Source organism: Clostridium drakei (assembly GCF_000633595.2).
GTDB classification, from domain to species: Bacteria; Bacillota; Clostridia; order Clostridiales; family Clostridiaceae; genus Clostridium_AM; species Clostridium_AM drakei.
In genome coordinates, this window is record NZ_JIBU02000013.1 from 100,123 (window position 1) to 119,941 (window position 19,819).

The window sequence follows — 19,819 nt, forward strand, 5'->3', positions numbered from 1 at the left end:
CTCCTTTCTAAATTTCTTCTAAAACTGCATCTACAGCATTAAAGAAATCTTTATAATTCTGGTACATTGTTATTTTTTGTGAAGCTAAATCACTATCCTTTTGAATTTCCTCAAGTGCATGTTGAAGATTTTTTATATCCTTGTTACTTGAATAATTTGGCGTTTCATATGATGCCTCTTGAAGCTGTTCTTTAATCTTTTCCACATCGTTATTGTATTTTTGTACTAAATTTCTATAATAATCATATCTATAATCTGAATAGATATAATTTATTTTTCCTATTAGCTTTTCTTTTTCTATAGGTTTAGATGCAGATGAAAGTTGTATTTCCAAATCCTTAACCTTTTTATTCATAGAATCTTTTTTACTCATTTCCTCTACATTATAGTTAATACTATTTAATTGGTTTTTAAAGCTGTCTATATACCCTTGATTCATACCACTTAAAGACATTCCATAAGTAATCCAATCTCTGTTTCTATAAAGATCTTGCAATTGACCATCATATGTTCCTAAATCATATGCATGGTATAGTTTTCTATATCTAAGTTTAGTATAATTTCCATAGTTATACATGCTTTGAAAATTGGAAATTTCATCCTTAATTTGAGCATCAATTGTAGCATCACTATCATATGAGTTAGTACCTATAATTGATGATACATCAAAATCTTTATAATATAGAGATTTTGTAATATCCAATATTGGTGTATAGTCTTTTATAGGATTATCCTCTATATAAAGAGTAGTTAAATGTGTAAGTCCACTAAGGGCAGATACATCATCTATTTTATCATTGCTAGCATTTAAATATTTAAGATCAGTTAATTTTTTTAAGGATTTTAAATCATCACTGTCTATAGAGCTGTTATAGCTTATATCTAAATAAGTTATACCTGTCAATTTTTCTATAAAATCCAAATCATATAAATCACAACGACTTAATTTTAATGTGGTCATATTAGTTAAATCCTTTAAGCTATCCAAACTACCAACATAATTACCATTTAAGTTCAAAGATACTAAGCTTGTCATATCTTTTAAATTACTAAGACTTGTTATTCTATTTTTATTGCTAGAATAATCATCCAAAATACTATTACTTAGATCTAAAGAAACAATATGCTTTAACTTTTTAAAAACATTATCACTAGTTTCACCATATTCTGTAGCATTTTCTTCCTTGTACATATTCCTTGAATGGTCAAGATCAGATATCTGGTTATCACTCAAATTAACTTCTTTAAGATTTACTAAATTTGAAATATAAGATATATCTTCTATATTATTATGACTTAAATTAAGATTTTCAAGTTCATCTAACCTTACAATAGGACTTATATCCTTTATTTGATTGTAGCTCAAATTTAAACTTTTAAGATGGATTAAATTTTCAAGTCCTGAAATACTTAATATATTCTGATTAGTGAGATCTAAAGAAGTTATTCCTTTTACATCTGAAAAATATATATTTCTATCATGAATGTTCAATTTGTCTCTTATAACTTTTTCAAAAGCTTTATCTGGAAATTTAACAGAATCTGAATCCGATTTAAATCCTATCACATTATCAAAAGCTATGTTACCAAAAATTTCACTTACTCTTGTTCCTGGCATTACTCCTTCTCCTCCAAGAACTGTGAGATATTCAGGATTTACAGAATCACTTCCATAATTAGGAATTTTGCTTAAAATAAAATCTTTTATTATCCCCGAATTAGACGAAGCAGAAAGTATTATAGGAGATTTTGTTTTGGCAGCAAGTGCTGCTCCAGACAATGCATCTGCAAAACCTTCTCCTGAAGCTAAGTACAAATTATTAATACTTAACATATCACCTTTAACAAAATATTGAGTTTGTTTATTATTATCATCACTGCTGTCTTTATTTTGTGTGCTTGTACCATTGGATTTTTGCATAAATCTTGCTATGGCATTTATATTTCTATAATATTTGTCCTTTCCTTCGATCCTTTCCACATTATTTCCTTCACCTTCAAATTCATTAACTACATTATCAGTTACTACATCACTAGCTCCCATTACAAAAACATGGTAATCTCTAAAAGTTCCTGAACTTGTGTTAGCACTGCTGCTGCTTGAACTACTATTGCTACTATTATCATATTCACTATTTTTTATAGTATTTAGACTTCTTATATACTTTTTTGTCACATCAGGCACATAATTCTTAGGAACTAAAAGCACAGGAACTCCCATAGCTGCAGCAGCAGGTCCTATAGATAAAGCATCTGCGTAATCTTCTCCTGTAGCTACTGTAAGTGCTTCTACTTTACCAAACTTTTCAGCTATTTTTACTGAAGTTTCATATCTATCTGACCCTGATAGTCTTTCAGTCTGTATACCTTGATTCTGTAATTGTGCTTCTATAGAACCACTTATAGAGCCTTGTCCACCTATTAAAAATACCTTTCCAACATGAAGCTGCTTAATTTCATCCATAACATTTGCTGGCATAGAATTACTATAAGTTAAAAGTATCGGAGCATCATACTTTTTAGCAAGAGGAACTGAACTTAAAGCATCTGGATAATTTTCTCCACAAGCAATAACTGCATAATAAGAAGATGACCACCCATCTTGTGCTACCTTAATACAAGTATCATATCTATCACTTCCTCCTAATCTTTTCATAGTAGGAAATGATGCTTGTACTGTATGTGGAAATGCAGTACCTAGAACAAAAGTCAGTATTAAAATTGCTATATTTTTCCTTCTTCTAATCACTTTTTTTCCTCCAAATGTAAAATATAAATTTATATCAAAAAACATACTCTATTTATATTATTATCGAACAATGTTTAATTATCCTTAATCACTATTTAGAGGATAATTATACCACATATTACAAAATTCATCAAAAAAATCTAGGAATATGCACAAGCATCTTATCCTAGATTTAAATTCTTTATTTAAAACATCTTAGTCTCATAAGGTTCTATTTTAACATACACTTCAAACATTTCCAAAGCTTGCTTTTCAGTTATCTGTCTATTTACCAATTTTCTGTGTAAAATATACAGATTAGCATTCATGTCCGGATCAGTAGTTTTTGTTTCTTTCATTTTCTTTAATATTCTCTCCTCAAGAGATAGACTATTTATACTTAACTCTTCCTCTAACAGATTAAATAATCTTTCCGCTTCTTTTCTTACACTCTTTTCTTTGCTTGTAATTTTTATAGTACTTAAACCATTCCTTACTTTTTCTATAAGCTGTCTATCTATGTACATTTTTCCTTCATTATCCAAATTACATTACCACCTTTATATTCTTAACTTAGTATATAATAGTAAACTTCATTAATTTTATTTTATCAACTAATTTACCTCTATGTCAATTGAATATGTCAATTAAATATAATTTATTTAATAAAAATTTTATTTATTTTTAACAATATATATACATTGTTAGAAAATATTCAATAATTTTACACTAAATATGTAAAATTTATAGGCATATAAAAGACAAATGAAATTTTTAATACGTATACACCATAATGATTTTAAAATATATAGTTGTAAAAAATATATTTTCATAATGTCACCTTGTTGTGATTAATATTTACACGTATGGTTATAATTTCCTATGAGAAAATTAATAGGGAGGTCTATAAATTGAATAAAGTAATGCTTATAGGAAGACTCACTAGAGATTCTAAAATTATAAAATTGCAAAATAGCTCAAGAGGTGCTGTAAAATTCACATTAGCTGTGGATAGAAGTTTTGCCAAGAATAAAGAAAACAATGCAGACTTCATTGATATAGCATATTGGAGTGATCATCCTGACAAAATGTACTCTTACCTCACTAAGGGAAAATTAGTGGCTATAAGTGGAAAAATAGCCAGTGGAAGTTATACTGATAATAATAATGAAAAAAAATATTTCACTATGGTTCAAGCAGATACAATTAGGTTCTTAGAAAGTAAAAAAGATAAGGCTATGTAGAAAAATATAGTAATTAATTCAGCTTTCGCAGTTTAAAAATAATACAACACAATATTTTTGAGATGACAGAGAACAGTAAAGGAGGGTTTTTCTTCGTTTCACTAAAGTGAAACATTGCCTGACTTATATAAATTTGAAGCTTCTTTTGCGTTAGAAAAACAAACTTTGAAATTAATTTTCTGACGGAAGGAATAAAACTCACATTAATTGTCCTCTGTCCTCAGAAACTCTATCAATTGTCAACTTTACACAACATTAGTTATTATTAAGTTTATATTATATGCGATTTACATATAAATTTCACCTATATATAAAGCATCAGTTGAACAAATTCCTTCAACTCTAACAAATGCTTTTCAATTATTTGCTTCACTATTTCTAAATTTACAGCTTGATAATCATGAACTGCTATGTTCCTAAATCCAACCATAGCCTTCAAATTTTTCATAAGTTTTTCATCTATAATGTTGTTACTATAAAGCACTTCAAAAGCATCTCTGCTATTTTGCGGAATTCCAAGTTTTTTTTCAGAAACAATGTGCATTGCTAAATCTATAGATGCTTCACAAGCTCTTTGTATATTTAAAATTATAGAATCCTGTTTTGTATAATTCTTTAGGTTCTCAAAATTATTTTCATACTCTTCATTTATCCTCTTTATGCATCTTTCTATAACTGATATTTTATTCAGTATAACATCTTTACTCATATATATGCCCCCTCTGCTTTATACTATTTAAAATTATCTCCCTTTCCTCATTTAATAAAGCATAATCTTTAAACACATACATTTCAAAATACATTCTTCTTTTATCATCTGAACAATATATTACTTTTCCTTTTCCCACTATCTGTGCCTTAAATACTGTAGATGCATTTTTTAAGTTAATCAAATCTACATCTCGTTTTAGTATATCTGCTAATTCCTGTGCTAGCATAAAAACTTCATATTCAGTAATTTTTTTATCACTCATAAAAGCAATATCTATATCACTATCTTCTCTAAAAACTCCATTTACACTTGAACCAAATAAATATATTAAATAAGGCTTAATGTTTTCAACAAGAAAATCAGTTATTTTTTCTATATTAATATTTAAATTCTGTTTCATAACTCTCCTCCCATCTTATTATATATTTTACCACATACTCTTTTCTTTAAACAAAAAACTAACAAAATGCATACTATACATATTGTTAGTCTTAATTGATAATATTTAACCTTGTACATAGATAAATTAGCACTTTTATCCTCTTGAATCAAAATTTTGTCCAACATTAGGATCTGAAATCATTTCTGTCATTTCTTTTGCATTTTGTTTTCCACTATCCATAGCCATTTTCATCACTGATATACTAGCCTCTTCCATTACCTTACATTGACTCATTCCAACTGCTAATGACGCTATATCCATATTCCCATCCCCTTTTAATAATTTTTCCAACTTATTACTATATTTCGTTGATTTAATAATTATCTTAAGTATACCTTTTATATTTATATATATCTGCTTTCCTCATCAATACCCTTAATTTGTGATTCTAAATATTTGATTTTCTTATTTAATTCTTCTCTTTCCTTGATACTAATATTATTCCCTGCATTTTGTGCAATGCGCTTCATTTCTAACAATTTTCTTTCCATAATATCAAGCATTTTGATTCTATACTTTACCCACTCTAACTCTTCCTGCAACTTTTTTAAATTTTCATCTTCTTCATATATCACTTAATCAACTCTTCTCTTAATGTACACTTAATAATTATTAATATTCTTACAAACTTAACATACTAAATAAATATACAATTATTTTTCTTTTTCACTAAATTTAGTATGAATTTCACATTTTGCTGACAAAACAATATTTTCTACACTATATATTTTACCATATTTACTTTCATTTAATTGTTATAAATTCAATATATAAATTATTACTTCAATAATTTAGTAACTCTTATCCACTGTTCTGTTTCTTCAATTCCTTGTTCTAAAGTATATTGTGGTTCCCAACCAATTGAACTTTTAGCTTTTTCATAATTACACTTCAATTTCATTATTTCACTCTGAGGATGAATATGTTTTATGTGTTTTATGCAAACTCTATCCTTTGTAATAACTTCTGCTAATTTATTTATAGTAACATCTCTTCCAGTTCCTGCATTTACTATTTGCCCATTCACTTTTTCAGAATAGCCTGACATAACTACGAATCTTGCACAATCCTTAACATAAAGTAAATCTCGTGTTTGTTCACCTGATCCATATATATTTATATCTCTACCATGAATTGAATTATTTATAAAAATTGCTACAACTCCTCCTTCTCCACCAGTTTTCTGAAATGGACCATAAGTATTAAAAGGTCTTATAACTACAGTTGGCAGCTTATATGCATTATAATAGGATAATACCATATTTTCTGCTGCTATTTTACTTCCTCCATAGGGAGATACAGGCTTTATAGGATGATCTTCAGAAATTCCTGTTTCATTTGCTATATCATATACCATACAAGTACTCATAAATACCACCTTACATGGATAAGTATCCTCTGAAGAATCTAGAATCCAACCGTCTCCATCCATTCTTCCATTCTTACCAAACATTTGTACTTTTGCTCTTTCAAGTATGTTGAAGGTTCCAACAGTATCATTAAAAAATGTGGTTCTTGGATCATCTATACTGTCTTGAACATTTATAGATGCTGCTAAATGATATACTATATCAAATTTTTCTTTAAATACTTGTTCTAAAATTTTATTATCTTTTATGTCTCCAATTATAAATTTAAAATTCTCATTGTTCTTAAACTCTTCTATGTTTTCCATTCTTCCATTAGATAGATTATCCAAAGCCACTATTTTATGATTATCTTCTAGTAATCTTTTTACTACCCAACGACCTATAAATCCAGCTCCTCCAGTTACTAAAATATTCATTACTCATCACTCCATATCAAAAATTTTGCAGTTATAACTAGAATAAAATTTATGCTGTAATTATATTGCTTATTCTCTCTGCTCCCTTGCCATCTATAAGCTTTGAAGCCTTTAAGCCCATATTTTTTCTTAAATCATAATTGTCACTTATATCCCCAATAGCTTTTATAAATGTATCTTCATCTAATTCATTATACCAGCCTATATTTCTTATTATCCCTTGTTTATGCATTTCACAAGCTATACCTTGTTGATTATCTGCTATTATAATTCCAATAGTAGGAACTTTACAAGCTGCTAATTCATATAAAGTACTTCCGCAAGCTGATACTGCCATATCAACCTTTTGCATTAATGAACACATATCCACATTATGATACAGCTTTATCCTTGCACTTTCAAATTCCTTTAGCTGTTCTATATTATTAAAAGAAGGTCCTATAACTACATGAAAATTATAATTTAAAGACTTAACCCAAGATAATAATTTTAATGTAATATTATTTGGATCCGCTCCTCCTACAGTAATCATTATATTCTTCACTGTTTCAGGCACACATTTTTCTTCAATATTTTTAAATTCTTTTCTTAACATAACATACTTACATCCGCATAGTAATTTTGAATTCTCATTGGTCTTATAATTAAACTTTTCGGCACCTATATTTTGATTTATTAAAAAATCCACATCATAATAATATAAATTCATATCATCTATATAAGCTGTTCTAGAAAATGCATTCTTTGTTTTGCTAAAATAATATTCATCAATATCATAACTATCAGTAATTAATAAATCTGCTTTTATGTTCATCATATCGCTAATCAAAAAATTTTCTCTTACAAAATAAACTTTAAAGCCTACTGATAAAATTTTTTCTATGCCCATTTTATATTTATCTGAAACATAATTTTTTATAAATTCATTATGATTAAAACCATAAGTTTCGTTATTTAAATTCTTAATATCATATGTAAAATTATCTACCCTGCATATGTAAAAAACATGATTATTCTTATTTTTTAACTCTTTTGCTAAAACTAAAGTACGCATAATATGTCCCATGCCTATTTTAGCTCCTCCATCAGCACGAATTGCTATTTCCAAAAAATCACCTACTTAATATTTGCTCAATTATATTTAAATAAGATTTTCTTCTAAAAGCATAGTTCTTAATTGTTCTTTAGACATCACATCCATACTTGAAGAATTATAACTTCCAACTTCCGCCTTAATCTCATTAGTATAATATCTTTCCAATTCATTAGCATAAGTTGGAGGTATTACAGAATACATGCTGCCAAGATCATAAGCAAATTCTGATTCCTCTTTAGTCATAAGTTCTTCAAATTTCCTTTCACCAGCTCTTAAGCCAATGTGTTTAATATCTATTTCTTCACGTGGTATCTTAATTTTTTTACAAGTTTCCTCCAATACAACTTCAGCTAAATCCTGCAGCTTTACTATAGGCATTTTAAGAACAAAAGCTTCTCCACCATAAGCCTTTTCTCCTGCTGTCATAATAAGCTTTACAGCCTGGCTTAATGTCATCATAAACCTTGTCATAGTTGAGTCCGTAACAGTTATACATCTATCTTCCTCTATCTGATTTTTAAACAGAGGAATAACCGAACCTCTTGAACCCATAACATTACCAAATCGTACAGCCACAAATCTAGTCCTTACGTACCCTTTACTAAAATTTGCAGCTTGTACAAGTTTTTCAGCTAAAAGTTTAGTAGCTCCATAAGTATTGGTTGGATTTATGGCTTTATCAGAACTTGTAAATACTACAGATTCTACATTATTATGCATAGCAGCCTTTATTACATTTTCCATACCTTCAATATTAGTCTTAATGGCTTCTGTAGGATTATACTCACAGGAAGGTACATGCTTCATAGCTGCCAGATTAAATACTATATCGACGTCGCACATGGCTCTTTCTAATCTTTCATAATCTCTAACATCTCCAATTAAATATCTAAATAATTCACCATGTTTAAATTGTTTTTCCATAACAAATTGTTTGTACTCATCCCTACTAAAAATTCTTATTACACTTGGGTTATCTTTTATTAACTCTTTAATAAGACCTTTCCCTATTGTTCCTGTTCCACCTATTATTAATACTTTTTTATCTGTATAGTAACCCATTTTTTTACACTCCTAAATGCAAATTATTTCATTATAATTCTATATTCGTTAATTTTTATTAAAAATTAAGAACTAGTACACCATACTAGTTCATTATAACATTAAACTTGCTATTCCTTTATTCAAAACTTTACCATACTCCATTGTAATGGAACCCCTTTTTCAATATCATAATTAGCTTTTTTTCCAATTACTTCTTTATAATATCTTGGATGAAGTCCAAATCCTGGTCTTATGGAACGAATATTTTCTTCTGTAAAAATTTCTCCTGTTTTGATATCTTTAACTACAAATAAGGAACGTGAAAATTCTCTGCTCTTTTCCATTTTATCTGTTAACCTATAAGAAACTTCTCCTAAAGCTTTCTCAGTTTCTCTTATAGATTTAACCATAGTTTTTAATTCCTCTGGCTCTAGCGAAAAAGCTGCATCAGGACCTCCATAAGACCTGCTTAAGGTGAAATGTTTTTCTACTATTTTAGCCCCAAGTGCAACAGCTGCTATAGGTACAGAAATGCCTAATGTATGATCAGATAATCCTGAAATCACATTAAAAGTTTGCGCTAAATTAGGAATAGTTTTCAAGTTTATATCTTCATATGGTGCTGGATATGCACTTGTACATTTTAAAATGGCTATTTGATTATTGCCAACTTTTCTACAAGCATTAACGGCTTCTTCTATATCGCTTAAAGTAGCAATTCCTGTAGCTAAAATAACTGGCTTTCCTTTTGATGCTATGTATTCTATAAGTGGTATATCGGTTATTTCAAATGAAGCTATCTTATATGCAGGCACATCCATATTATCTAAAAAATCCACAGCTGTTTTATCAAAAGGTGATGAAAAACATATAAGTCCTTCTTCTTCTGCAATTTTTTTTAATTTAGGCTGCCATTCCCAGGGAGTGTATGCTTCTTTATATAAGTCGTAAAATGTTCTTTCATCCCATAATGTACCTTGATTAATTTTAAAATATTTATTATCACAATTTATAGTCATAGTATCTGCAGTATATGTTTGTAATTTTACTGCATCTACACCAACTTCTTTTGCCTTTTTTATAAGTTTTATTGCATTATTAAAATTATGTAAGTGATTTGCGGAAATTTCTGCTACTATGAAAACTGAATCATTATTACTTATAGTTCTATTACCTATTTTTAGTTTCTTCTTCATAATTTTATCACCTTTCCTTGTACAACTTCCTTTTATTTTATAATTCTAACAACTTCAAAAGCTTCTGCATATTTTGTTCCAATTACACTCCCCCACTTTTTAGCTGTAACTTCTAAATTTTCTATAGACCTTGGATGTGGAAAATTTCTCATTTCACTTTTATAAAAACTTACAGAATTAAGTTTTTTATCTAAAGTAAATGTTACATCTACAAAATAATTAGGTTTAAAACTATTAATATATTCAAAGTTCCACTCACTAGAGGACACAGTTTCAAAAGAATAAATTTCTTTAACACAATAACTTTCAATAGGTCTTGAAGCTGTTAAAACAGCTTCATAGGTTTTTCTATGATCCACATTTAAATCTCCACTATGATGGGTATATATAATATCAGGTTTAACCTCTTCTATATATTTTTCTACTATTTTTACAACATCTAATAAATCTATTGAATCAAATCTGTTATCTGGAAAATTCTCAAAATAAACTTTTTCATATCCTATAACTTTAGCCGCTTTCAAAGTATCTTTATGAAGATCTTCTATATTTGAAACATCTGCTAAATCTCTCTTACCATATCTTGAAGTTATTCCTTCACCTAAAATCAAAGCAAAACATTTATCATTACTTTTAATATGATGAACTATTGTAGCTCCTACTCCTAACAATTCATCATCTGGATGTGCTGCAACAACTAAAATTTTTTTATTCATCCTTATCACCTTCATCTATTATTTCAACATCAGCAATTATTTTTCCGCTTTTTAAACTAGCTCTAGAAAATTCTAATTTATATTTACCAAATTTTAAAAAAGCCCTTGGATAATCTTCTCCATCAAGCATACGAACATAATCATAGATTTTATCCAAAGAAAATTCTTCTTTTAATTGACTTTGTTCAGGCCTTCTTCTATTAAATTCTATAACTTCTCCTACTTGTTCTTTTGGAATAATAGCATTTTCAATAATATAAGGTATCATTTTATTAAATATAATATCTGAAGCCTTTATAAAAATTTCATCTGCAGTCCCATTTAAATTTAAATCTTCCTTTAAATATATTAGTCCTGTATCAATTCCAGCCTCAACTTTAATTGCAGAAATTTTTGTATTTTTAATTCCACAAGCTATAAGATTTTGAAGAGGGCTTCCCCCTCTTCCAAAAGGCAAATCTGTCATATGAAATACAATACAATTAAAATTTATATATATTTCTTTTTTAATTATCCATGACCAATGAGGAAAAAAAATATATTTTGGATTTATATTTTTAACTTTTTCATAAGTAAACTCTTCTTTTTCTTTTATTATAAAAACATTATATTTATTTAAGTATTTATTTTTAAATTTTCTTGCATTTTTTACATTCCATGTTTTTGTAGTAGATATAATTATATTCACATAATCACCTTATATTTCCTTTAAATATATAAAACATTCTTTTTCTAATATCTTCTTATAATTATTTTTTTCAAAAGCTTTCTGAGACTTAATATTGCTATTTTTAACATTGCCTACCAATCTATTAACATTAATACAATCACTTATAATATATTTTTCTAGCATATATAAAATTTTATATCCATATCCTCTTCCTCTATACCTTTTATCTATACTATAATCTATAATTCCACAATTATTTTCAATGTTAATTCTTACTTGTCCTACATCAATGTCATCATAACATAATATGAAAATAATGCAATTGTTTAATTTTATCATACTATTAAACCAATCAATATGATTTTCATATAATATTTTATTTTTATTAAAAGAATTTTTTCTAACTTCTTCATCATTTGCCCAATCAAATAATAAACCACAATCGTTTAAATTTACTTTTCTTAAAAATAATCCCATTTTAATCACCATCTATATTTAAAATCTTTAAATTTCTTTCTGCACAATATTTTTATTGATTTCTGCTAATTGCGGATAATTTTCATATAAATTTAATATATCCTTCATATTAAAGTCATTGCCTTTTTCTAAATATAAATGTTCATATATCGTCTTGATCAATTCAAAATCATCTTTTGTATCTAATGTCCATCTTAAATCAGAATAGTCAATATCATTTACAAAATAGCCCAACTTAAAAGTATTAGTATCTTCCCATATATATGGAGTTACATGCTCTTTATCTTTATCTAAAACTGTCTCACAAAAAGCTTTTTCTAAAGCAGTAAAGCTAAACACTTCTGTATCTAATCCTCTTGGATAAGTTCTTGCAACAGTATTACTTACATAATCATATTTATAATTATTATCTATATAATATTGTATAATTTCTTCTGTAATTTCACTATCTATAAGAGGACAATCGCTTGTAACTCTAACTATTACTTCTGCATTATTTTCTTTTGCAGCGTAATAATATCTTGAAAGTACATTTTTCTCAGAACCTCTAAAATATTTTACACCTAATCGCTCTGATTCTTTAACAATAATATCATCTTGTTGTAAATTTGTAGTTGCTATTACTATCTCATCTATATTTTTAACTCTTTTTAATCTATCAATATCATGTTCCAATACTGTTTTACCACATACTTTTTTTAAAACTTTCCCTGGTAACCTAGTAGAACCAATTCTAGCTTGTACTATGCAAACTACATTCATTAAGTATCACCTTTACTTTCTAACGGGTATACCCTTACTTGCCAAAAACATCTTTGCCGCTCTAGGAGTTTTTTCGGTAAAATGAAATATACTTGCAGCTGCAACAGCTGAAGCTTTTCCGTCCTTAATAGCTTTAAACATATCTTCATAGTTTCCAGCTCCACCAGAGGCTATAACTGGTATTTTTACATTTTTTGTGATTTCATTAATTAAATCTATATCATAACCTTCCATAGTTCCATCTTTTTCTATGGAAGTAATTATTATTTCTCCTGCTCCATTCTTTTCAATTTCTTTTGCCCATCTTGAAACTTCAATCCCAGTACACTTAGTACCGGAATGAGAATAACAATAATATCTTCCATTTTCTTTTTTAGCATCTATACTAACTACTATACACTGACTTCCAAACATTTTTGCTCCTTCTCTAATTAAATTAATGTTATTGAAAGCCTCTGTATTTATAGAAACTTTATCTGCTCCTGATCTTAAAAGTTTCTTTATATTTTCTATAGACTTTATTCCACCACCAACAGTAAATGGTATAAAACATTCCTGTGAAAATTCTTTTACAGATTCATAATCAGGTTCTCTTTTCTCATTTGTTGAACTTATATCTAATAATATAAGTTCATCTACTCCTCTCATATTATAAACTTTAATGGCAGGTAAAACTGTATCTATCCTTCTCCAACTATTAAATCCTATTCCTTTAACGAGTCCAACATCTTTCCATAAAAGTGTGGGTATAATTCTAACTTTTAACATAAGTTATTCTCCTATTATTACTATATACTTAAAAAGTTTCTTATAATCCTAAATCCTGATTTTTGGCTTTTTTCTGGGTGAAACTGAACACCATATACATTATTTTGGGAAATTGCTGACACAAACCCTCCACAATATGGAGTTTTAGATATTATACTTTGTTCATATTTAGGTATAAAATGATAACTATGAACAAAATAAAAATCTGTTTTTTCATCTATCCCTAAAAATAAATCACTATTATTAATCATATATATTTCATTCCAACCTACATGCGGTATTCTTTCATTTTCATTCTTACTGACAAGTTTTTTTACTTCTCCATCTATTAAACCTAATCCCTCTATTTCTTTTCCTTCATATCCTTTACTAGCTAACAACTGCATACCTAAACAAATTCCTAAAATCGGAATTTTATCTTGTATTGCTATTTTTTTTATTACTTTAGTCCAACCTTTGCTATTAAGATTATTCATACCATCATAAAAAGCACCTACTCCTGGAATAACTATCCTATCAGCACTAAACAATTCTTCTGGTTCGCTGCATATACGCACTTCATCAGCCTCACATTCTTCAAAAGCTCTTTTAACTGACATTAAATTTCCCATGCCATAATCAATTATATATACTTTCATGTTCAACACCTTTTTAATATAAGATTATTCATTATCATAATTAATTTTAGTTAAATTTCCATTTTTATCTTTTATCAACTTACCGTTTTTATCAATTAAAAATAATTTTTTATTTGTAAATTTATCACATATTTTCACAAACTCATCTACAGTAATATCCAAAGGCTTTAGTATGTCCTCTAAAGGTTTGCCCAAATAAGTCCATGGAAACTTTCCATCATGTTTTTTTACCATTTTCAAAGCATCTTCCCTTGTAAGTCTACCTCTTCTTATATGTAAGGATGCTATATCAGTAGCTCGGCAAAATCCAAACTTTAAAAATTTAAAATAATCATGTATTCCTGTTTGATAATTATCCAAATTTTCATAATCAACAATTGAACCTTCTACCGTAGTATTATATGTTGTAAATCCATTATTTTCAGCTATTAAGGCATTAGTATATCCATCCCAAGGAATATAATATCCTAAAAACAACCCTGTAACGCCTACTCTTTTAAGTTCTTCATTTGTGGGATACATATAAGGTATTAAATGTTTTTTTTCTATTCCATCTAATTCTATTAAATCTGTAACTCTCATTCCTAAAAGGCCACCAAACTCTTCAAGCCATCTTCTATCTAATATATTGTTTTCACTTGCTGCTGCTGGACCACCATACTCATTTTGTGAATTTTCTCCCCATATTATAAGAGGAACATTAAATTGAACAGCTGCCCTAACAGGTATAGTAAAAATACTGACATGTTCTGGCCATGATATATCTCCAACCTGTTTTAAACCTATTTTATTTAACTTTGCACGTACAATTCTATTATTGGTAAATTCAATATAATCAACACCTAATCTTTTTATATTTTCTATATTTTTTCTACCTATATCTGATAAGTCACAGGTAGTTGCAGTTACACATAAAGGATTCATTCCAAACTCAATCATTTTTATTACTTGATAAGTGCTATCTTTTCCTCCACTTACAGGAATTATACAATCCCAATTTGCTCCATCCTTTGATTTATATTTGTCTAATACTGTTATTAACTCTTTCTTTCTTTCATTCCAATCTACTTCTACGCGTTCCTCATAATTTCTGCAAGCATTACATATACCTTCTTCATCTATATATAAGTGCGGTTTTGTTTCTGGGAATAAACATTTTCTGCAATATTTAATCATTGTCGGCCCTCCATTTATTTTTTTATATTAATTTTCTTTTATTTCATTCTTAAAATTATCCTGTAAATAATATGGTATTGTGTTCTTATTAAGATCTTTATTTTTCATAGATTACGTTGTTGAAATACAAATCTTTGTTTTTGAAAATCCGTCAAATCATTTCTCATTTACTTAGTTATTTTTAAAAATTATTAAATAAAATTTCAGTTAAATTTTAGAATTAAATATCGTCTAAGAATTTTGTTGCTATAATTGCATTTTGTCCTAATAAGCAAGGAATTTCATCAATTATAGGGTAAGCAAGAAGACTATCTTTCGAATAATAAGCATTATCTTTTTGAATAATATTACTTTTAGTGACTGGACAACATAATGGATTTGAAGTTTTTAAATTAGATTCTTTTTTAATTATTATTACTCCTGTAGGATTTAAAGGATTTAAGCTTGTCTCAAGCAATCTATGCTCAACAATATTATATCCAAGTCCTTTTGCCGTTGAATATAATCTTGTAATATATCCACATTTTATCATTCTCTCTTTTGCTTTATCACTTGCAAATTCATAAGCTGGTTCTATCAATATTAAATACTTGTTTGTTATGCGATACAACTCAACAAGAGCATCTTTTTCCCTTCCTCCATTGGGCTCAATGGAATGAGAAGTATATACTATATCAATAGAATTATCTTTTAATGGTGTAGAAAATAGATCCGCTGTAAATAATTTAACATCATTTATCTTTAACTTTTTCAAAAAATTTCTAGCATATTTAATTCTTGACCAGGATAAATCAAATCCATAACACCGTTGTGGCATTTTTTTTAGTAAAATCAAAACATTTCCCAATGTTGTTCCATCACCAACGCCAACTTCTAATAATGAATCGTATTCACCTAAGCTATAAATTATATTAGATATATATGAACAATACAATTTATACTTATCATTTAATATGGGATCTTTACTATATTCTTCATCATAGCTACCAGATTGAAAATCATAACTAATTAATATATCCTCAATTGAATTATTTTTTGCACCATCTATTTTTTTTAAATAACTTATTATATTGCCATTATGTAAATATATTTCCTTAACTTTATTCAAAATACTTATTTTGTCCATTTTTTATTATCACCTACATATTTATTAAATTTTTATATTTGCATTCGAATTGTTTATATAATTAACTTTGACTTCAATTCTTTAATATTATTCACAAGTAGCTTATTTAAAAATTCTAAATATTTTTCCAACTCCACAGTATACCCTAGTAATATATTTTCCTCACAATCAATTTTTTTTACCTTATCTTTACCTACATATGAATATTTTATAGCAATAGCGCTAAACTTAGTTTTTAATAATTCTGATTTTATATATTCCTTATAAAATGATTTCTCTTCTAATTTATTTTCATAACTTTTTATATATTCTAATTCATTTATCAATCTATTTATGCCTAATTTTTTTTCTTTATATTTATGAAATTTTTTTAATCTTTTTTTTCTATCTTCGTTAATTTGAGTTAAATTCTCAACTTGTTCTTCTGCATTTAACATCAATTTGATTAATTCTTGCAAATTTTTTTCCTCATCAAATTCTTCATAGATAGAATTTATAATGTTATCAATTGGAAAATCATTGGTTAAATCTTCTTTTATAACATCCCTAAATTTTTTATTTTTAGCACCTTCAATTAGTAGTCCAGATGAACTATTTATAAAAGACACATCAGTACACTCTTTAATATATTCTTCCATAACATTCTTAAATCCTAATAATGGTATTGTAGTATAAACATCTTCTCCCAAAATATTTTTTGTTTTGTTAGAATGAAATACTCCAACTGTCTCCATACCATTTAATTTACTCCATGATCCATTAGCATAATACTGATTATCTTTATAACAAAAATCTTGGCCCAATAATATAATTTTTCTACATCCTAATTTAACAAGAGCATCTAATGCTGTATTAGATATAGAAAATGCACTTATTATAGTTTCAAAGTTTGACTCAATTCTACTTTGAAAATAGTTACTCATAGTATCTGTACTCAGAATCATTCTTACTTTTTTTCCTTTATATTCAGGTAATATTCCATCATACAATCTATCCGAAAAAAATAATGGTGACGCTTCTGTATTAATATTTTGAAATATTTCTTTTTCTTCTTCTGTGCCATCAATTGCAAATCTAAAATGAGGAATAATACCATTACTATCTAAAATTTTTATTGCTGAACCTGCTGCTGCTATAATAACTTTATCCTTTAAAAGCTTTAGATCTTCAATATTTCTATCAAGAGAAGCTCCTGCTGATACTAATATAGCTGGAATATTACTAAATTTATTACAAAATGAGTTAAATGACAAAGCCATCATTTTTCTATTATTTATACTATTCTTAGTCCAATCATATAAGAAATGCTCATTAGTTCCTAAATTAAGTATTACATTTTTCAAAAAATTATTTAAACCCTTATAAATTTTTTCATAATAACCCTCATAAAGAGTTCTATAAGATATATTATAAACTATATTAAATTTTTCATAAACATTTTCGAATACTTTTTTTCCTATAATATTTATAACTTGATCTTCTCTAAAGTTTACCACAAAAGTTACTATGTTTAATTTTCCAACCAAATCTTCAATATCCATATAATGCAACTCTTCTTTAAAAAGATTTAAATCTGGTTCTATTATAATAACTGTTTTTAATTTTTTGAAATTATTCGCAATATATTCTTTTCCAATACCACATCCAAATCCAAACAAAACAAGGTTTTCAACATCTGATTCTATATTTCGAAACATCTCAGAAATTTCTCTATTTTCATCATACAAACTATGAATAAAACATTTTTTTCCATTATTCTCTACTAATAAGTTAAGCTTATCTTCTACCACCTCTACTTTTGAAGAATACTTAGATTCATCCTTTAATATAGAATTATATAATAGTTTATTATTATATTTTAAGTATCGTAAATTTCTTTCATAAAGATTCATACAATTTTCCTCCTACTTACACACTTCAATTTTATGAATAAGAGGTTCTAATTCATATTTTAAAATATCACTATATATTAAATAGTCTTTATTTTCTAAAGATATGTTCATATAATTAAAAATTTCATTCATATTAACAGCATATTCTTGCGGTATACTAGTTAATGCATTTGACAGAGAATTTATTAGACTATTTATATTTTCAAAAGCGTTTTTAATATCATATTCAAATATTTCATTTTGAATTTCTCTACTTAACTCAAGTATTTCTTTCATCTTTAAATACACATCCTTAATAAAATAATATTCATTTAAAAAGGTCAGAGATAGCTCTCTGACCTTTATTAATTATTATCTTAACAACTGTAATACTTGCTCTGGTTGTGATTTTGCTTGTGCAAGCATTGCTTGAGAAGCTTGTGAAAGTATGTTGTTCTTTGAGTACTCTGTCATTTCCTTAGCCATATCAACATCTCTAATTCTTGATTCTGATGCTGTTAAGTTTTCTGATGAAGTTCCTAAGTTATTTATTGTATGCTCTAATCTATTCTGGAATGCACCAAGTTTAGCTCTTTCACTTGATACTGCTTCTAATGCATTATTTACTACACTAATTGCAGTTTCAGCTCCAGTTTGAGTAGATATATCTATAGAACCAAGTTTCAATGACTTCGTTGACATTTCATTTATATCAATATTCATAGTTTGTCCTTGGTTAGCACCGATATGAGAAACTAATGAAGAATCAGAAGCTGCATCCTGTGCTTCCTGTGTAACTGTTACAGAACCAAACATTCTGTTAAATCCTGAAACTGTTGATGTATCTGTAGCAGATTTTTGAGCTGATAATTTCATATTACTTAAATCATTCTTTGCACCTGCTGCACCAGTAATATTTATTGTACCATTAGTAGCATCTAATGAGATTACTGCATCCTTTAATTCTGGAGTATTTCTCATTGAATTTAATAAATCACCTACTGTTGTTGAATTTGTAACAGTAAAATCTGTAGATTTAATTTCAGAACCATTTTGTGTTCCTGAGAATTTAATAACATTTCCTGCTGTAAGTCCTAAATTATTTCCGTCTTTATCAACTAAATCTGATAGCTTAGTTGAAGTGTCCAAAGTTTGCTTAATTGCATCAGCACCAGCAACAGCAGTATTATTTAAAGTTGGGCTCACAGTTGCTTTAGTATCTTGTGTTGCATCCCCTAAAATATTCTTTACAAAAGTCTGACCAGCAGCATCCTTCATTTCAAAGTTTGAAGCTCCTGCATTAACTGTAAATTTTAAAGTTTCCTTAGTACCAATTGTAGTACTAACTGTAATAGCATTGGCACCAA

Annotated in this window: 21 protein-coding genes and 1 pseudogene; 1 reads left to right on the top strand and 21 read right to left on the bottom strand. The window is 27.6% G+C overall.

Going from position 1 to position 19,819, the window contains the following annotated elements; all coding sequences use genetic code 11:
• Positions 1-7: 7 nt before the first annotated feature.
• Positions 8-2,749 (bottom strand): cell wall-binding repeat-containing protein, encoded by a 2,742-nt coding sequence (locus EG57_RS0207725; RefSeq protein ID WP_032076668.1) that lies wholly within the window; start codon positions 2,747-2,749, stop codon positions 8-10.
• 185 nt (positions 2,750-2,934) lie between these two features.
• Positions 2,935-3,273: a hypothetical protein gene (locus EG57_RS0207730; protein WP_032076669.1), complete on the bottom strand. Its 339-nt coding sequence runs from the start codon at positions 3,271-3,273 to the stop codon at positions 2,935-2,937.
• 366 nt (positions 3,274-3,639) lie between these two features.
• Between EG57_RS0207730 and EG57_RS0207735 the strand changes: the two genes are divergently transcribed.
• A complete protein-coding gene (locus EG57_RS0207735) occupies positions 3,640-3,972 on the top strand; it encodes a single-stranded DNA-binding protein (protein WP_032076670.1) in 333 nt (110 codons plus the stop codon).
• Between the two features lie 304 nt (positions 3,973-4,276).
• On the opposite strand, the gene hepT is transcribed toward EG57_RS0207735, so the two are convergent.
• The 19 genes and pseudogenes from hepT to EG57_RS25735 all read right to left on the bottom strand — a co-directional run.
• A complete protein-coding gene (hepT, locus tag EG57_RS0207740; protein WP_032076671.1) occupies positions 4,277-4,681 on the bottom strand; it encodes a type VII toxin-antitoxin system HepT family RNase toxin in 405 nt (134 codons plus the stop codon).
• Positions 4,674-5,084 carry a type VII toxin-antitoxin system MntA family adenylyltransferase antitoxin gene (gene mntA, locus EG57_RS0207745; protein ID WP_032076672.1) on the bottom strand — a complete coding sequence of 137 codons (411 nt, stop codon included), beginning with the start codon at positions 5,082-5,084 and terminating at the stop codon, positions 4,674-4,676. Before mntA ends, hepT begins: the two co-directional genes overlap by 8 nt.
• A 135-nt stretch (positions 5,085-5,219) precedes the next feature.
• Complete coding sequence (locus EG57_RS25730; protein ID WP_084572181.1) at positions 5,220-5,387, bottom strand: YjfB family protein; 168 nt, start codon at positions 5,385-5,387, stop codon at positions 5,220-5,222.
• An 83-nt stretch (positions 5,388-5,470) separates the two neighbouring features.
• A complete protein-coding gene (locus EG57_RS0207750) occupies positions 5,471-5,701 on the bottom strand; it encodes a hypothetical protein (RefSeq protein WP_052037775.1) in 231 nt (76 codons plus the stop codon).
• Positions 5,702-5,904: 203 nt separating this feature from the next.
• Complete coding sequence (locus tag EG57_RS0207755; RefSeq protein ID WP_032076673.1) at positions 5,905-6,912, bottom strand: dTDP-glucose 4,6-dehydratase; 1,008 nt, start codon at positions 6,910-6,912, stop codon at positions 5,905-5,907.
• Between the two features lie 49 nt (positions 6,913-6,961).
• Positions 6,962-8,020 (bottom strand): UDP-2,4-diacetamido-2,4,6-trideoxy-beta-L-altropyranose hydrolase, encoded by a 1,059-nt coding sequence (gene pseG, locus EG57_RS0207760; protein WP_032076674.1) that lies wholly within the window; start codon positions 8,018-8,020, stop codon positions 6,962-6,964.
• A gap of 33 nt (positions 8,021-8,053) precedes the next feature.
• Positions 8,054-9,070 carry an SDR family NAD(P)-dependent oxidoreductase gene (locus EG57_RS0207765; RefSeq protein ID WP_032076675.1) on the bottom strand — a complete coding sequence of 339 codons (1,017 nt, stop codon included), beginning with the start codon at positions 9,068-9,070 and terminating at the stop codon, positions 8,054-8,056.
• A 122-nt stretch (positions 9,071-9,192) separates the two neighbouring features.
• The gene (gene pseI, locus EG57_RS0207770) at positions 9,193-10,248 is read right to left on the bottom strand and encodes a pseudaminic acid synthase (protein WP_032076676.1); all 1,056 of its coding nucleotides are present in this window, start codon (positions 10,246-10,248) and stop codon (positions 9,193-9,195) included.
• Between the two features lie 32 nt (positions 10,249-10,280).
• Positions 10,281-10,964 carry a PIG-L deacetylase family protein gene (locus tag EG57_RS0207775; RefSeq protein WP_032076677.1) on the bottom strand — a complete coding sequence of 228 codons (684 nt, stop codon included), beginning with the start codon at positions 10,962-10,964 and terminating at the stop codon, positions 10,281-10,283.
• Positions 10,957-11,652, bottom strand: a complete 696-nt coding sequence (locus EG57_RS0207780) for a formyl transferase (protein ID WP_032076678.1) — start codon at positions 11,650-11,652, stop codon at positions 10,957-10,959. Before EG57_RS0207780 ends, EG57_RS0207775 begins: the two co-directional genes overlap by 8 nt.
• Positions 11,653-11,661: 9 nt before the next feature.
• Positions 11,662-12,111, bottom strand: a complete 450-nt coding sequence (locus EG57_RS25385) for a GNAT family N-acetyltransferase (RefSeq protein WP_052037777.1) — start codon at positions 12,109-12,111, stop codon at positions 11,662-11,664.
• A gap of 27 nt (positions 12,112-12,138) precedes the next feature.
• Positions 12,139-12,873: a cytidylyltransferase domain-containing protein gene (locus EG57_RS0207790; RefSeq protein ID WP_032076679.1), complete on the bottom strand. Its 735-nt coding sequence runs from the start codon at positions 12,871-12,873 to the stop codon at positions 12,139-12,141.
• A gap of 12 nt (positions 12,874-12,885) precedes the next feature.
• Positions 12,886-13,641, bottom strand: a complete 756-nt coding sequence (gene hisF, locus EG57_RS0207795) for an imidazole glycerol phosphate synthase subunit HisF (RefSeq protein ID WP_032076680.1) — start codon at positions 13,639-13,641, stop codon at positions 12,886-12,888.
• 20 nt (positions 13,642-13,661) lie between these two features.
• Positions 13,662-14,279 (bottom strand): imidazole glycerol phosphate synthase subunit HisH, encoded by a 618-nt coding sequence (gene hisH, locus EG57_RS0207800; protein WP_032076681.1) that lies wholly within the window; start codon positions 14,277-14,279, stop codon positions 13,662-13,664.
• A gap of 24 nt (positions 14,280-14,303) precedes the next feature.
• Positions 14,304-15,455 carry an N-acetyl sugar amidotransferase gene (locus tag EG57_RS0207805; RefSeq protein ID WP_032076682.1) on the bottom strand — a complete coding sequence of 384 codons (1,152 nt, stop codon included), beginning with the start codon at positions 15,453-15,455 and terminating at the stop codon, positions 14,304-14,306.
• Positions 15,456-15,675: 220 nt separating this feature from the next.
• Positions 15,676-16,581 carry a methyltransferase domain-containing protein gene (locus EG57_RS0207810; RefSeq protein ID WP_032076683.1) on the bottom strand — a complete coding sequence of 302 codons (906 nt, stop codon included), beginning with the start codon at positions 16,579-16,581 and terminating at the stop codon, positions 15,676-15,678.
• A gap of 53 nt (positions 16,582-16,634) precedes the next feature.
• Positions 16,635-18,473 carry a motility associated factor glycosyltransferase family protein gene (locus tag EG57_RS0207815; protein ID WP_032076684.1) on the bottom strand — a complete coding sequence of 613 codons (1,839 nt, stop codon included), beginning with the start codon at positions 18,471-18,473 and terminating at the stop codon, positions 16,635-16,637.
• Positions 18,474-18,485: 12 nt separating this feature from the next.
• Positions 18,486-18,749 (bottom strand): hypothetical protein, encoded by a 264-nt coding sequence (locus tag EG57_RS0207820; protein ID WP_032076685.1) that lies wholly within the window; start codon positions 18,747-18,749, stop codon positions 18,486-18,488.
• Between the two features lie 75 nt (positions 18,750-18,824).
• Positions 18,825-19,082, bottom strand: a pseudogene (locus tag EG57_RS25735) (flagellin); the annotation flags it as partial.
• Positions 19,083-19,819 lie beyond the last annotated feature (737 nt).